A 15,268-nucleotide genomic window follows, 5' to 3' on the forward strand; every position below is an offset into this window, starting at 1 on the left:
AAGTTATTAACGGTTACATTTAACAGTTAAATCAGAAAATAACTACTTAAAATGTTAAAGAAATTCTAATGCTATATTTAAATAATTTAACTTTGAGAAGTTTTAAAAAGTTTATAACTACTTTATTACCAAAAAGATAAATAGATATGGAAGCTTTAAATACAATTTCTCACGACAAGATTTACAGTGAACTGGATAACGTTTTGAAGTTTAGCTCATTTAAAAGTTCTACCACATTAAGTAAGTTTATCAAATACATTGTTACCGAAACTTTAGAAGGACGGAGACAGTACATAAAAGAATATACAATAGCCGTTAACGTGCTGAATAAGTCTGTAGACTTTAATTCTAATGACGATGCAGTAGTTCGCATACATGCCGGAAGGCTGAGAAGAATTCTTCTCGATTATTATCATACAGAAGGAAAAGAGAATTTGGTTGTAATTCATGTTCCAAAAGGCTGTTACGTTCCTGAGTTTACTTATAAGAATAAAGAAACTCCGCGCGAAGCGAATATTGATAATACTAATCCGATTGTTGCCGTTTTCCCTTTTAAATTAATGACGCAAAAGCCGAATTTAGAAATCCTGCCAGAAATTTTGTGTGAAGAGATTTGTGCCGAACTTTCACTTTTTGAAGAGATTGCAGTTATCGGACATTTTTCTCCGGATATCATTGGGAAAATTGATGAAAATATTTTAGAAGCGGCACAATTAGCCGGAGCAGATTTTATTATTACCGGTCTTATTAAATGTGTAGCCAAAAAACTTCAGATTAGAATTAGTCTTTTAAATTCGAAAACCGGACGTTACATTATGACGCGATCATTTGAGGACGATAATGTGAAAAATATTGCCAAGATCCAAAACAATATCGTACATGCGACCGCTTGTCTTATTGGCGGTTATTATGGCATTATCTTCAAAGAAATCATCAAAACTTCGTCTTCCGGAAAATCTAATAATATAGTATTATGGAATGCGATTTTCAATTATTATAAGTATCAGTGTTCGTTTACTGTAGAAAATTATACTACTGCCTTCAATAGTGTCAATGATGCGGTTAAACTATATCCCGACCACGCCGGTCTGTGGGCAATGCTTGGTGAATTGTATATAAATTCGCTTGCACACGGCATTGATAATGATAAAATGCAAATTGAGGAAGCATATCGCTGTGTAATAAAATCACTTAAAGCAGATCCAAATTGCCAGCACGCCTGGCATACACTTACGTGGATTAACTGCTTTAAGAAGGATTATGATGGCTGCCTGGAAACTGCTAGCCAATGTATCAAAATAAATCCCAATGCATCGGGAATGGTTTGTGGTGTAGGCTGCATCCTAATTTTTGCAGGTCATTACGAAAAAGGATTTTTAATAATGAATAATGCAATTGAGACTAATCCATCCTATCCGTGGTGGATACATATTGGTTATTGCTGTTATTACATTAATAAACAAGACTTTAACAAAGCATATTACTGGGTATATAAACTGGAATCTGAAGAAAATATTTGGGATCCACTTCTTAAAGCAGCTTGTTTATCGCTGTTGGATGAAGAAGAAAAAGCTAAAAAATATTTGGCAAAGCTGCTTGAGATACAACCCAATACAAATGAAATTCAATACATGCTCTCTAATTTCATTATCTGCACAAATTCTGTCTCACAAATTCTTTTCAGTATGGAAAAAATTGGATTTGAGATTGCAGTTTAGCATCCTTCTCAATTTAATTTTAAGGAGTGATGACATACTTTTTATCAGTAATACTTCTAATGGCAAATCTATAATGTTTTGGTTAAATTTTATAAAATGAAATAAAATCTAAACAACACTTTTGTAGGAATTAAATAGGTAATAAATGTTAAGACAGCTTTTTTATTTATACTTACTATTTCCCATTTTTTGTTCTGGACAGAAGGACGCATATAATCCTAAAATTATATGGGCTATCGAAACCTATGCTTATTTAAAAGGTCAGACCGCCGCGCTGCAAAAAATCGCCACAGAATTTCCTTCTTTACGAAATGATGTAGCAGCTACTGAATCAAATCTCAATAAAACATTTGGCAATGCAGAGCATAATATAAAACAATATCTTAAAGAAGAACTCGACAGTGCACAGCTCTTGAAATTTCATAATCAACTGGATTCACTTTTACATGAACAGTTGTTACATCCTGTTGAAAAAGAACAATACGCCCGTGATTTCATGCTGAGTGCTACAGAAAGATCAAAAAAGATTTCTAATACGGCCTTGTCAAGAGGGATTCTGGCGTTTAAATACCATCATAATCCTCATCAGGAAATTACAGACGGACATGTGCACTTTTTTGAGACCAGAAATCATCCCAAAGCAGATGACGTAGATGTAAAAATTCCGATCCCAAAAAGCTGGCTTGCGGAAGAAGCTGAAATGCCGCAAACAATTCAGCAGTTTACGAGCTGTAACGGAAACGGAATTGAAAAAATACTGCTGGTTGTTCATGATCTCCCAGCTGAACTGAATAAAATTACGCTGAACGAAAAATCAATTTTAACTTTTATTTCTCCCGAAACCAATGTGATTCGTATAGAAAAATTTAAAATGGATGATAGTACGGCTTTTATGGTCGAGGTTGAGGAATTAGTGGAAACTGAAGCTGACATGAAAATAAGAATGCTTCAGTTTATGCTGCTAAAAGACGAAAAATTATATTGTCTTCAGGGAAGTATTGGACCAACTGATCGCAGCGAAGATCTTGGGAAAGAAATTAAGAAATACGAACCGTTATTCCGTCTTGTAGCATCTCAGACACGCTTTGATTAACTTGGAATCGTATAGTTTCAAAGCATTTTCGTGACTTTACAAACCAAAAAAGACCACAATTCAGGCAAAATCAACTATTGTTTCTCAATGTAAATTATGCTATCTTGGAGTAAGCAATCAGATGTAAAAAAAATAAAACTTACTTTCTAAAACAGCTGCTTACATGAGAAAAACCATTCTCCTACTTTTATTATTTATGTTCGGAAGAGCGGCAGCACAAAATCTGACTGCAGCAGATAGTACAACTACGTTTCAAGATTCTGTATCTAACATTAGATTTAACTATAAGCAGCTTATAATTCCCGCCGTGCTGATTGGCTACGGATTCTGGGGAAACGAGAGCGGGCAGATAAAAAGTTTTAACCATCAGATTCGGGATGAGTTTACAGAAGATATTGACCGAAAAGTATCAATAGATGATTTTTCGCGGTACGTACCTGCAATTTCTGTTTACGCATTAAATGCATTTGGTGAAAAAGGAAAAAATACGATGCGGGACCGTTCTGTTATTTTGGCGACCTCAACAATTTTGACTGTCGGATCGGTTTTAGCATTAAAGTCAACTACAAATGTCGAAAGACCGGACGGAACTTCAAATAACTCTTTTCCTTCCGGTCATACCGCAATTGCATTTGCCGGCGCCGAGTTTCTCTATCAGGAATATAAAGATAAATCGGTCTGGTACGGAGTTGCCGGTTATACAGTCGCAATAGGCACAGGTGTATTTCGAATGTACAATAACAGACACTGGCTCACAGATGTAGCCGCAGGTGCCGGTATCGGAATTCTAAGCACAAAGATCGCTTACTGGACGAATCCTTATATTACCCGAAAATTATTCGGAAATAAAACCGAAAAATCAACTTCCTTACTCGTTCCATCCTATAACGGAAGAGACTTTACGGTATGCTTTGTAAAAACATTTTAAATAACTCGCTGCTAATTTTTTAAGCTTAGTACTGGAATCCTTTTCCGTTTTTCCATCTAAAGAAATACATAAAAAAAAGCTGCCCTATTAAGGCAGCTTTATATCTGAAAGATGTAAAATTAAAAGATGTCGATCATCCTTGGAGCTTTTTGTTTTGCCTGCTCCATTTTTGGAATGGATAATAATAAGAGTCCGTTTTCGTAACGGGCACTGATTTTCTCCTCATCGACTACATTTTTTGGTAGTACAAAACTTCGTTGAAAAGACTGATAACTAAACTCCCTGCGGATGTAATTTTCTTCCTCAGTGTTTAATTCGTTCTCTTTAACCGAAGAAATAATCAATTGTCCGTTATCCAGCGTAATCTTAAAGTCTTCTTTGTTCATACCCGGAGCGGCAACTTCAACTTCATAATTGTCGGCAGTTTCTTTAATGTTTACTGACGGCAGCGTAGTACTTGTTGTAGAAAAATTGTTGTTTTCCCAATTGAAAAGATCGCGGCCAAAAACATCATCAAAAAACAAACGCTGGAATGCAGGTACGCGGTTTCCATTTCTTTTAATAAGATTCATAACTGTAATTTTTAAAATTGTTATACAATAAATTTTTGAACGTACATCTATAGATGCAATACTAAAAAAACAAATAATATGCCAGTAGAAAATTATGACATTTTTTCAGAATCTGATTCTGAAAAAATGTCATAAAAAGCTTTTAATAGCATTATAATTTTAGTAAGAACTAATTTCCATTTCAGAGCTTTATAAAATAAAAAAAACCTTGATTGAAAATTACAATCAAGGTTTACAGGACGTTAGTAACTCTAAAATACTATTTTACATCCCAGAAAATTTTAGCGCCTAAATTATCATTTGCTTTAACAGCATTGTAATTATCAGCATTATAAACACTTTCTGAATTTGGATATGTCCAGCGTGTAGGAGGAGTTTTTCTAATTGTACTTGTTTCATCTTCCTGGAATGTTAAAACCGGAAGTTTTAGTCTTCTTTGTTCTGCCCATGCTTCATCTGCCTGCATTATATTGTAGTGAATGTACTTTTGAAAAGCGATTAATGCCAATTGATCTGAGGTTGTCGTTGCACCTGCAAAATTGATTGCGGTAATATATGCATTGATCTGCGTAGCTGTTGGCTCAACAGTTGGTTTCCAGTCCAAAATATCTGCCTTATCTCCTAATCTTACATAATATTCTACAGATTGTCCAATTGCTTTTTCATAATAAGTTTTTGCTGTTGCCGCATTTCCATTTCTTGTATAATATTCTGCCAGAAGTAAGTTTACCTCGGCCGCATTTATTAATGTTCCCGGAAGCCATTTATTTCTACTGATAACAGATCTGTTGTACACTGCTATTTTACCATCAACAATTGACTTTTCCTGAACACCTGATGTTAAGGTTGGGTCTAGTCCGGTAAAAACTGTCGCCGTTGTCCCTTTTTCAAAAAGCCATGGCAAACGTGGATCTGCATTTGCATTCATGTGGTCGATCATTAACTTAGGAGCTACATTATTATAACCTGTTTCTAATGCATCGATAAAGCCAGATGTATCTAAATCTATATCCTGGGTATAAACTTTAAACGCGATATTCTCTGCATTCTCATCTACCAGTTTTCCTTCATTGATTATTTCTGCTATTTCACTATTTGCTCTTGCACTAAAAGACGGAACTGCAGAAACCCTGTTCAGGATTCGCAATCTCAATGAGTTACAATAATTTTTCCATGCTGCCAGATCTCCCTTATTGATAAGATCCTGGTTTTTAAATTCTAAACCTACTTTAGTCGATAAAGTAATTGAATTTAACTCCCCTGAAAAAGTTTTTAATTCGTCCAGCATTTTGGTATAAAGCTCCGTCTGATTGTCATACTTTGCTGATGCGTTTGCATAATTACCTCCTGTCGAGCTGATTTTACCAGCTTCAGAAAAAGGAATATCACCAAAATTATCAATCATTTTTTGTGTATGATCGTACAAATAAATCGTCGAAGTAATGGTATAAATCCTATTCTCTGCCTGTTCTCCTGCAGGTAAAGCAGCCATTACTTTTTCTAATTCTCTGTATTGGGTAATAAACCTGTAATATCTGTTCCATCTGTCGTTAACTGCTGCTCCCGGTATGTAACGTCCGGTTGAGTTTAGAAATCCGTGAGCTTGAGTATAGTTCAGAGAAGTCGTTCTTAATACTGTAAAATAATTCCAATAAGATGGAATAACATCCTCAAAATTAACTTTCATAAAACCAGCATACTGTTTAGGTACAGTGGTCGATGTAACTGTAGAAGGATCTCGGTAGGCATTTTCAAAATCATTCTGCGTACATGAAGCTAAGAGAAGTGCTGTTACAGCGAGTGATGTATAAAATAATTTTCTCATGTCGTATTTTTTTAATTATAAATTATCAATTAGAAAGAAGCTCGCAGCATTGCCCCAAAACTTCTGGTAGATGGAGTAAGTCCGGCATTATTAACATTCTGCGACCATCTTGAACCTGATGTAGTAGCCTCAGCATCCATATCCTTAATTGTTCTGTACAGGTAAAATAAATTACGTCCGAATACAGAAAAACTTAATTTGGAAGCGCCTATTTTTTCAGCCCATGCAGATGGCATATTGAAGCCCAATGATACCTCTCTAAGTTTTACATAATTGTTTTTCTGAATATATAAATCATAACGGGAACTACTGTATTGAGGACCACCCCAGTTATACGTCATATTATAATAACCTGCCTGAGAAATAACGTTTGTATTTGGTGAGCCATCTGTAGTAACACCATCCATTAACATTCCATCACGATATAATGTTTGTCCGGCAGGTCCTGTAGTTGCGCTGTTAGGTACCTGAACCCCTCTACCATTTTCCATATAATATGTTAAACCACCGCGATCATTCGTGCTGTAATTTAAACTTTCTTCAGTAAGACCTCTGGAGTGCATCCAGTTAATACCTGTTGGCATTAAGTATCCTCCGTAAGAATAATCAATATTCACATCTAATGTTACAAATTTATAGGTAAATGTGTTCAACAAACCTCCTACACCCTGAGGAGTTGCGGTTCCGTATTTCTCCCATTTATCTCCGTCGATCATGTAATATCCGTCAGAATCAACCATTTTGTTGCCATTTGCATCTGTCTTTAATGGATGTGCATAAATTCCGCCCATCGGCTGTCCTACTACAGATTTCAACTGCGCTGCAGATCCATCATAGTCTGCATGAAGTAATTCTGTTGCTCCATTTGCCAGCTTAATAATTTTATTGATATTTTTTGCCCAGTTTACTGTAACATCCCACGAAAAACTTTCGGTTCTAAAAGGAGATGCAGTAAGTGAAACTTCGAATCCTTTATTGCTGAGTTCTCCCACATTGGCTAAAATCGAGGTTGCCCCTGTCGTTGGAGCCAAAGTCAAATCAAGAATTTGATCTTTAATAGTGGCGTTATAATACGAAACATCCAGACCTAATCTTCTGTCAAAGAATTTCGTTTCAAAACCAAATTCATATTCTGTTTTCATTTCCGGTTTAATGCCTTCATTTCCATATTTTGACGGAGAAGTCGTAATTAGTACCGGAGTTGCTGTTCCCTGATTACCTAAAGAAGTCTGCGAAAACGCAATATTGGCAGCATAACGATCAGGATAATTACCTACAATACCCCAGGACCCACGCATTTTTGCATAGCTAATGAATTCTGGCAGCGGCACAGCATCAGAAAGTACGAAACTTGAGTTTACAGATGGATAGGTAAAAGCGTTATTATTAGGATTCATAGTCGAAGTTCTGTCTCTTCTCACCGTACCTTCAACAAATAAATAATTTTTATAGCTTAAATTTAAAGTTCCAAATACTGCATCTTTTATAATTTCATATTTAGATGATGTACTTGTAGGAGTGTTAACAGATGAATTCATATCGTACCACCCTTCAACACTCAAACCTCCATTAGTAGAACGGGAAAGAAATTTACCGGTTTCCTGTGATCCTGAATATCCAAGAACGGCACTTAAATTAAAATTATCTGTAATTTTTTTATTGTACGTTAGCAGCAAATCCCCGTATAAAATGTTGTAATCATTCGAATCAATTAAATAAGAACCAGGTCCAAATCCGTAGATTATTGGTTTATCAACAGGGTTTCTCGATTCAATATTAACAGATGTTAAATCGGTAGAAACACGGCCACGCAATGATAGCTCTTTTGTAATAGTAAGTGTTTCTGTAATACTGGCAATCAGACGATTTGTAATTTCATCCTGCTGATTCGCATTTACATTCCAGAAAAAATCACCAATATCTGCTTTAAAACCATTACGAATAATGTTTTCATTTGGTGTTAGACTTTGATTTGTTCCTGTCACATACTTATAGCCCAAACTTGTTTTGTATCTTGCTTTGTACCAGTCCCCATTATCAAAAGGGCTCAACATTCCTGTAAAATTATTAACCAGACGATCCAAGGCAAAAGTACGATTGGCAATATTTTGGTTCATGTAACTTACAATTACATCAGTTTTAGAATGGGAGCCCGTTTTGAATGAAGCATTTAAGTTGAAAGTATTTTTCTTATTGGTATTTCCCATACTTAATCCTTCAGATTCTGTATGTGTATAGGAAAAACGCAAATTGGAGTTTTCCGTATTATTGGTAAGGGCAAAATTTGTTGTTCCATCCCAGGCATTTTGGAATAAATTTTTATATCCATTTTTCTGAGCAGAGTACGGACGAATTACTCCATCCCAGGACATAATTGGCTGTCCGTCAAACCACGGCCCAAAATTATTTGAGCTAGCTGATACTCCTCTGGTATCATTTATACCGTCGCCATTTGTATCATAATGAGCAAAACCGTCCGGAGCCAGATAACCGGTTGAATAATTTGCGTTGGTCCATCCTGGTCCTCTTTCATATTGAAATCTGGGCAGATAAGCAATTGAATTATTAGAATAACTAGTGCTAAAATCTACACCCAATCCTTTTTTTCCTTTTCCTGATTTAGAAGTAATCAATACAACACCGTTTACAGCTTCGGAGCCATATAATGCAGCAGCTGAAGCTCCTTTAAGAATAGAAATATTCTCTATATCTTCTGGATTTATATCTGCCAGACCATTACTCTTTACACGTTGTTGGTTCCAGTAATCACTATTATTTACCTCTCCATCGCGAATCGGAACACCATCCAAAACAATTAAAGGCTGATTTTTACCGGTTATAGAGTTTAATCCACGAATCTGTATATTAATTGCTCCGGCTCCTCCGGGAGTAGATGAAACCCGAACGCCAGGCGCCTTTCCATACAAAGAGTTAGCAATTGTTGGAGACGCAGTTTTTACAATCGCATCTGCTTTAATTGTACTTGTAGCATATCCGATTGATTTATTCCTTTTAGATTGTCCTAATGCCGTAACGGTAAGACCATCTAATTCGTTAGTGGCACCTGCCAGTTTTACTACTATTCCTTCTGCCGCTTTTACTTCTGTGGTTTTAAATCCTACGGAGCTTATAATTAGAGTGGCTCCGGGTTTTACTGCTATTTTAAAAGCACCATTTTCATCTGTAATAGTTTCCTGATTTGTGCCTTTCTCTTTGACATTGACAGAAGGTACAGGAATATTTGCATTATCTCTGATTACACCAGATATAGTATTGTTCTGAGCATGTGTTTCATGAAAACACATCAACGTTAGAAAAACTAACAACACTTCATACAACAGTTTTTTCATATTAATTTGGTTTGATTGGAAATTGGTTTGTTTGGTTTTTTAGCTTTCGAAATTATCTTAGAGAGAAAAAATCAAAAACAGTCTTAATTACTTTCCTTTTAGTGGAAGTCATAATTATTTGAACTTGCATACTTTTATCTTTTTTTCATAAGCATTTTTTTTGGTGATTAATAATTAACTGGCGGATAATAAATATTTGATAAATCGATTTAGTAAATCGATTTAGCGATTGCATTAAAAAATTTCCTAAAAAGATTCTATTGTAAGATTTGTATTTTTTGCAACGTTGACTGCTTAATAAATAGTTGAATTCTTCTTTGCATCTGACTAATTTCGAGAGACAGTTTTTAGATTAATTCAACGACTCTAAAATGTTAATTTTATATTAAAATCAACCCCACGTTGTTAAACAAATATAAATATTTTATTGATTTATAAATATCATTTAAACTGTTTTAACCTTATAAAAATGTTTATTTTTAACTTTAAAATTTAACATTTACTTGCTATACCGCATTATTACTGACATTTATTCATTTTTTAATGAAGAAAATTTATCACAAAAAAAACACAATTTAACAATTTGAAGAGCGTGGAGATTTTTTTAGATTTGAAATTCTACAGCCTCTTTTTGATGCAAAAAAACACCTTAAACAGGAACTAAATGTTATTCATAGTTTGACATTTGTCATTCGTCTAAATTTTATATTAAAAAATATTTCAATTGAAAATTGAGTCTTCGAAGAGTGCATTTCGACATTTTTTATCAAAAAAAGCGAGGGACTGAAAAAATTTAATGAAATATCACTTTTAATTTTTTCCACCAACATCTATTTTTAACAAGATCGGATATAAAAATATTACCTTGATTTTTTAGTTTTTAATTACAACGAGTATTTGTCAAGGTGATAATTAAATAATAAATGCTTTTTTTTCTGTAAGTATATTTTAATCTATCAAATTAATTTTAGTTGATTAATCTTAAAAAAAAGTAATTATGGAAAATACATCAAATTTCAGTGCCGAGGATTTGCAAAAATGTCCTTATCACAGTCAGCTTTTAAATATGCAGGGGAATAACGATTCGAAAGAAAATACAGGTGACTGGGATGACCTAGATAGCAATGATGATGCAGGAACAGATCCTGATCGTAATGAACAGGGCGGAAACGATAATTCGGGAGGTGCCGGAAGCACTGGAAGCGCAGCAACAAACAGTTAAAAAAACTTTCTAACCTTAAATACAAATATCATGAGCGACGATTTAAACAAAAAAGGATCACAAGACAGGTCACGAATCAATATGAATGAAGACCATGAAGTAGCATACTGGACCGAAAAATTCAATGTTACAAGAGAAGAACTCCAGCAGGCAGTTGATCAGGCAGGCAGTTCTGCAGATGCCGTAGAACAGGCACTTCGCAGTAAATAACACACTAAAATATCCCCGTCATGACTATGCCGGGGATTTTTATCTTTATTGATTTCTGTTAAGCTTTCCTGACCAATCTTCTAATACTTATTAAGAAAGTCTCATTTACTAATAACCATCAGATGAAAAAGAAAAATGTGAATTCCGAAAATGATGAAAGCCTGAATATTCTTCTTGAAAAAGGCATTAATACTTCTATTCCAAAAGGGGTTAAACCTATGTTGGCCTCACTTGTTAATGCACCTTTCGATGATCCGCTTTGGAACTTTGAAGTGAAATGGGACGGTTACAGATCAATTGCTTATATAGAAAAAGGAAAAGCGGAGCTTGCTTCACGAAATAACAAATCATTTACCGGCAAGTATTATCCCATAACAGAAGCTTTAGAAAAATGGTCAAATGATACCGTTTTAGATGGGGAAATTCTGGTAATTCAGGATGATGGAAAAGCCGATTTTAGCGCACTACAAAACTGGCGAAGTGAAGCAGACGGACATTTAGTATATTATGTTTTTGATATTTTATGGTATAATGGTATAAATCTTACGGAGCTTCCATTATCAGAACGACAGGAAATCCTAAAAAAGATAATGCCTACAAATGATGACCGTGTACGCCTAAGTCAAAGTTTTAGCGGAGGTATCGATTTTTTTGAAGCAGCAAAAAAAATGGGACTGGAAGGCATAATGGCTAAAAGAAAAGATTCAACTTACATTCAGGACAGTAGAAATAAACAGTGGCTTAAAATTAAAGTCAATAAACGACAGGAAGTTGTAATTGCCGGTTACACTAAGAATGACACTTCTTCAAAACTATTCAGTTCACTACTTTTAGGAATTTATCAAAATGGAGAACTTCGCTACACCGGAAAAGTTGGTACAGGATTTACCGATAAAATGCAGAAAGAAATGATGCAGCAATTTACACCGCTCATCACCACAAAAATTCCTTTTGCTACCGAGCCGGATATTAACAAGCCTTCGCGCTTTCGTCCTAACCCTCCGCATGCGCAGGCCGTCTGGTTAAAGCCATCGCTTATCTGTGAGGTGAGCTTCGCCGAGATTACCTCAGACGGAGTATTCCGCCATGCTTCTTTTGAAGGAATGCGAAATGACAAAAAGGCAACAGATGTGGTATTGGAAACAGCGGAGTCATCGTCTTCTGCCCTTCAAAAAAACAAATCGAATGACAACGCAAAAAATAAATCCCCTTTAACTGCGCCTGAAACTACTGGACGCAAAACTCTTTTAAATCCAACAGAAGAGACACAGTCTAAAAAAATTAAAGGAGAAGTTATTAAATTTTCAAACCTCAGCAAAGTTTACTGGCCCGAAGACGGTTTCACTAAACGTGATCTGTTTAATTACTATTATCAGGCCGCAGAGTTTATTTTGCCTTATCTTAAAGATCGTCCTTTATCACTTAACCGATTTCCCGGAGGTATTCACGGAAAAAGCTTCTATCAGAAAGATGTTAAAGGGAAAGCTCCGGATTGGGCAGAAACTTTTCCTTATACAACTAGTGACGGAGAAGCCAAAGAATTTCTGGTTGGTGGCGATGAGAAAACACTTTTATATATGGCGACACTTGGCTGTATTGAAATGAATCCGTGGTTTAGCCGGACGCAGCATCCCGATAATCCCGATTACTGCGTAATCGATTTAGATCCTGACCAGAATAGTTTTGAGCAGGTTATTGAGGCCGCCTGCGAAGTAAAAAACATACTCGATGCACTGGAAATTACCGGCTATGTTAAAACGTCAGGTTCAACAGGAATTCACATCTATATTCCACTTGGTGCAAAATATGATTATGATCAGTCGCAAATGTTCGGAAAACTCATTGTTTCGATTGTTCACGAGCAACTCCCTGATTTTACCAGTATGGAGCGCCAGATCAAAAACCGGGATGGTAAGATGTATCTCGATTTTCTTCAGAACCGTCCGGGCGCAACCATTGCATGCCCCTACTCACTTCGTCCTAAAATCGGTGCAACAGTTTCGATGCCGCTGCATTGGGAAGAAGTAAAAAAAGGTCTGACAATGAAAGATTTTACAATAGAAAATTCCATAGCCCGCATGCGAGCTGAAGGCGATATTTTTAAGGGTTCGCTTCAGAAAGGAATCGATATGAAAAAAGCTTTAGCGAAGGCGCAGTCATTATTTTTTAAATAAGAGACCAAGCCATAATATAAAAAACAGTTTAAATCATTAAACTTTTAGTACAGAAATTTAGAGATGCTGCCTGTAGCTTTATCATTGATAGTTAAAGGAAGATAGATATTGAAATTTGCGCCATTCTCAGAACTTCCTTCAGCCGTTATGACGCCCTGATGATTGTATACAATTTTTTTACAAATAGACAATCCTATTCCGGTTCCCTCAAACTGCGATTTATTGTGCAATCTCTCGAATATTCCGAAGATTTTATCAGCCTCTTCTGGTCTAAAACCTATTCCATTATCGCTAACCGTTATTTTTACATATTCCTGATCATCAAAAAGTTCCAGTCGTTCTAATTCGTTTCTGTCAGCCTGAAAAGTCTGAATGCTAATGTGAGGTGAACTTCCCTCATGGTGAAATTTTAAAGCGTTCCCAATTAAATTACTAAAAAGCTGGGTTAACTGGAGTGCCTGTCCCGGAATGAACGGCAACTCTGAAAAAGAAATCACAGCCTGCTTTTGCTCTATAAGAAGCTCAAAGTCAGATAAGATTCCGTCAAGAACTTCATTAAGGTTAACCGGTAAAAATTCGCTTACTTGCTTATTAAGCTGCGCATATCCCAGAACATCTTTCACCAAAGCCTGCATTCTGCCAGCCGACTGACCGATTTTTTTAAGCTGTTCCTGCGATTTTTGATCAATCGTTTGTCCGATCTTACCCTCCAGCAGCTGTGTAAAAATACTAATCTTACGCAACGGTTCCTGCAGGTCATGAGATGCTATATAGGCAAATTGCGCCAATTCTGAGTTAGAACGTGCTAAATCTTCGTTTGCCGCTACCAGCTGCACTGTTCTTAATTTAACGAGTTCTTCAACCCTTTGACGCGCAAGTACCTGTTCTGTTACATCATTTGCTATTGCAATTACACCAAGAACTTCACCTGCACCGTCTTTGTACGGTGAGTAAATAAAATTAAGATATACTATTTCTGGTTTGCCATAACGTATCAGTTTTACAGGTCTCTCATTAGAAATAGAGGCTTCTCCGGTTCTGTAAACGCTATCCAGAAGCGCTTCAAGTCCTTGCTCACGTGCATCTGGAAGCCCTTCGAATATGGGTTTGTCCATTACCTCCTCTTTGGCTTTGCCCCACAAATCGATAATAGAATCATTAGCTACCTCTACTGTATGAAGTGGTCCCGTCAAAAGACACATCGATACAGGAGACTGTAATATCAGATTAACAAAATTGGTATGGCTTTGCTCAACTTTAAGTTTTGCGAGATTTAATGCTGTTACATCTGCGGCAGTATTCATTACACCATACACTTTTCCCTGCTCATCAAAAAGCGGAGTAAAACTATAATTGAAATAGAATGTCTGCAGCTCATTCTGAAACATAAGATCAACCGGCTGATTGTAAGCATGAAAAGGAATTCCGGCATGAAAAACATTTAAGAGCTTAGGATAAATTTCCTGATCTGCCAATTCGGGAAGAACATCAAAGTAAGTTTTCCCAACTATGTCTGACCCTTTATCCCAAACATCGATAATAGACTGGTTTGCCAGTGTAATTCGCATTTCAGGACCTTCATAAACACCAATTGGAAAAGGGACATTTTCCAGCAGGGTTTGAAGTCTCCATACTGTTTCGCTGATTTCAGAACAAATAATTAATACTCCATCTGCATTTTCCGTATCTCCATAAATCGGACTGTAGTTACAACTGTAAAATTTATTTCGAAACTTTGTTTGATTTTTGAAGTAAGACTGTTTATCCTCTGCATCATTTACTTCCCGGGATTGCATTATTTCTTTTACTAAAGGTCCGAAGATATTCCATGTTTCAGGATTTTCAGAACCACTATTTCCAATGGTGCTTTTAGCATTACTATCTTCATGAAAATTACAGAAAAAAGCATCATTAAAAAACTGTATGTTTTCCTGACCCCAATAAAGCATCATCGGGATTTCAGATGTCATCAAAATCCCAAGAGATGTTCTTAAACCCGAAGGCCATTTATCCGGTTGTTGTAAAGAATTAAGACTCCAGTCAAAGTCACGTATTACAGCGCTCATCTGGGCACGATTCGGGAGAAAATAAAAATTATTATAGTTTGCAGGTTGGTAATTGTTCATGTGATCTATCAAAGTCAGATTGATAAGGCGCATTGTATGTTCTACGCTAT

10 protein-coding genes are annotated in these 15,268 nt (G+C 35.9%); 6 read left to right on the forward strand and 4 right to left on the reverse strand.

Features of this window, described 5'->3' with window-relative positions:
• The first annotated feature begins 146 nt into the window (after window positions 1-146).
• From ABEB31_RS00615 to ABEB31_RS00625, 3 genes are all read left to right on the forward strand, one after another.
• The gene (locus tag ABEB31_RS00615; protein WP_347049323.1) at window positions 147-1,718 is read left to right on the forward strand and encodes a tetratricopeptide repeat protein; all 1,572 of its coding nucleotides are present in this window, start codon (window positions 147-149) and stop codon (window positions 1,716-1,718) included.
• 145 nt (window positions 1,719-1,863) lie between these two features.
• A complete protein-coding gene (locus ABEB31_RS00620; protein ID WP_347049324.1) occupies window positions 1,864-2,811 on the forward strand; it encodes a hypothetical protein in 948 nt (315 codons plus the stop codon).
• 163 nt (window positions 2,812-2,974) lie between these two features.
• Complete coding sequence (locus ABEB31_RS00625) at window positions 2,975-3,739, forward strand: phosphatase PAP2 family protein (RefSeq protein ID WP_347049326.1); 765 nt, start codon at window positions 2,975-2,977, stop codon at window positions 3,737-3,739.
• A 119-nt stretch (window positions 3,740-3,858) separates the two neighbouring features.
• Here the strand turns inward: ABEB31_RS00625 and ABEB31_RS00630 are convergent, their stop codons facing one another.
• From ABEB31_RS00630 to ABEB31_RS00640, 3 genes are all read right to left on the reverse strand, one after another.
• A complete protein-coding gene (locus ABEB31_RS00630; RefSeq protein ID WP_347049327.1) occupies window positions 3,859-4,311 on the reverse strand; it encodes an Hsp20/alpha crystallin family protein in 453 nt (150 codons plus the stop codon).
• 259 nt (window positions 4,312-4,570) lie between these two features.
• Window positions 4,571-6,136 carry a SusD/RagB family nutrient-binding outer membrane lipoprotein gene (locus tag ABEB31_RS00635; RefSeq protein ID WP_347049328.1) on the reverse strand — a complete coding sequence of 522 codons (1,566 nt, stop codon included), beginning with the start codon at window positions 6,134-6,136 and terminating at the stop codon, window positions 4,571-4,573.
• A 29-nt stretch (window positions 6,137-6,165) separates the two neighbouring features.
• Window positions 6,166-9,486 carry a SusC/RagA family TonB-linked outer membrane protein gene (locus ABEB31_RS00640; protein ID WP_347049329.1) on the reverse strand — a complete coding sequence of 1,107 codons (3,321 nt, stop codon included), beginning with the start codon at window positions 9,484-9,486 and terminating at the stop codon, window positions 6,166-6,168.
• Window positions 9,487-10,483: 997 nt separating this feature from the next.
• On the opposite strand from ABEB31_RS00640, the gene ABEB31_RS00645 reads away from it, so the two are divergent.
• The 3 genes from ABEB31_RS00645 to ligD all read left to right on the forward strand — a co-directional run bounded on the left by ABEB31_RS00645 (window position 10,484) and on the right by ligD (window position 13,092).
• Window positions 10,484-10,708 (forward strand): hypothetical protein, encoded by a 225-nt coding sequence (locus ABEB31_RS00645; protein WP_347049330.1) that lies wholly within the window; start codon window positions 10,484-10,486, stop codon window positions 10,706-10,708.
• Between the two features lie 30 nt (window positions 10,709-10,738).
• Entirely contained in the window at window positions 10,739-10,918 is a 180-nt protein-coding gene (locus ABEB31_RS00650; RefSeq protein WP_347049331.1) for a DUF3606 domain-containing protein, read from the forward strand.
• Between the two features lie 122 nt (window positions 10,919-11,040).
• Window positions 11,041-13,092, forward strand: coding sequence for a DNA ligase D (ligD, locus tag ABEB31_RS00655; RefSeq protein ID WP_347049333.1), 2,052 nt, complete (start codon window positions 11,041-11,043; stop codon window positions 13,090-13,092).
• Window positions 13,093-13,136: 44 nt separating this feature from the next.
• On the opposite strand, the gene ABEB31_RS00660 is transcribed toward ligD, so the two are convergent.
• On the reverse strand, window positions 13,137-15,158 hold the full coding sequence (locus ABEB31_RS00660) for a PAS domain-containing sensor histidine kinase (protein ID WP_347049334.1): 2,022 nt from the start codon (window positions 15,156-15,158) through the stop codon (window positions 13,137-13,139).
• Between the last annotated feature and the right edge of the window lie 110 nt (window positions 15,159-15,268).

This window comes from Flavobacterium olei (genome assembly GCF_039749035.1).
GTDB lineage: Bacteria > Bacteroidota > Bacteroidia > Flavobacteriales > Flavobacteriaceae > Flavobacterium > Flavobacterium olei.

Bases quoted from the DNA above. Each gene is read 5' to 3' on its own strand.
- ABEB31_RS00615 (WP_347049323.1), top strand. From the start codon at position 147: ATGGAAGCTTTAAATACAATTTCTCACGACAAGATTTACAGTGAACTG.
- ABEB31_RS00630 (WP_347049327.1), bottom strand. From the start codon at position 4,311: ATGAATCTTATTAAAAGAAATGGAAACCGCGTACCTGCATTCCAGCGT.
- ABEB31_RS00645 (WP_347049330.1), top strand. From the start codon at position 10,484: ATGGAAAATACATCAAATTTCAGTGCCGAGGATTTGCAAAAATGTCCT.
- ABEB31_RS00625 (WP_347049326.1), top strand. From the start codon at position 2,975: ATGAGAAAAACCATTCTCCTACTTTTATTATTTATGTTCGGAAGAGCG.
- ABEB31_RS00635 (WP_347049328.1), bottom strand. From the start codon at position 6,136: ATGAGAAAATTATTTTATACATCACTCGCTGTAACAGCACTTCTCTTA.
- ABEB31_RS00620 (WP_347049324.1), top strand. From the start codon at position 1,864: ATGTTAAGACAGCTTTTTTATTTATACTTACTATTTCCCATTTTTTGT.
- ABEB31_RS00660 (WP_347049334.1), bottom strand. From the start codon at position 15,158: ATGAGCGCTGTAATACGTGACTTTGACTGGAGTCTTAATTCTTTACAA.
- ligD (WP_347049333.1), top strand. From the start codon at position 11,041: ATGAAAAAGAAAAATGTGAATTCCGAAAATGATGAAAGCCTGAATATT.
- ABEB31_RS00650 (WP_347049331.1), top strand. From the start codon at position 10,739: ATGAGCGACGATTTAAACAAAAAAGGATCACAAGACAGGTCACGAATC.
- ABEB31_RS00640 (WP_347049329.1), bottom strand. From the start codon at position 9,486: ATGAAAAAACTGTTGTATGAAGTGTTGTTAGTTTTTCTAACGTTGATG.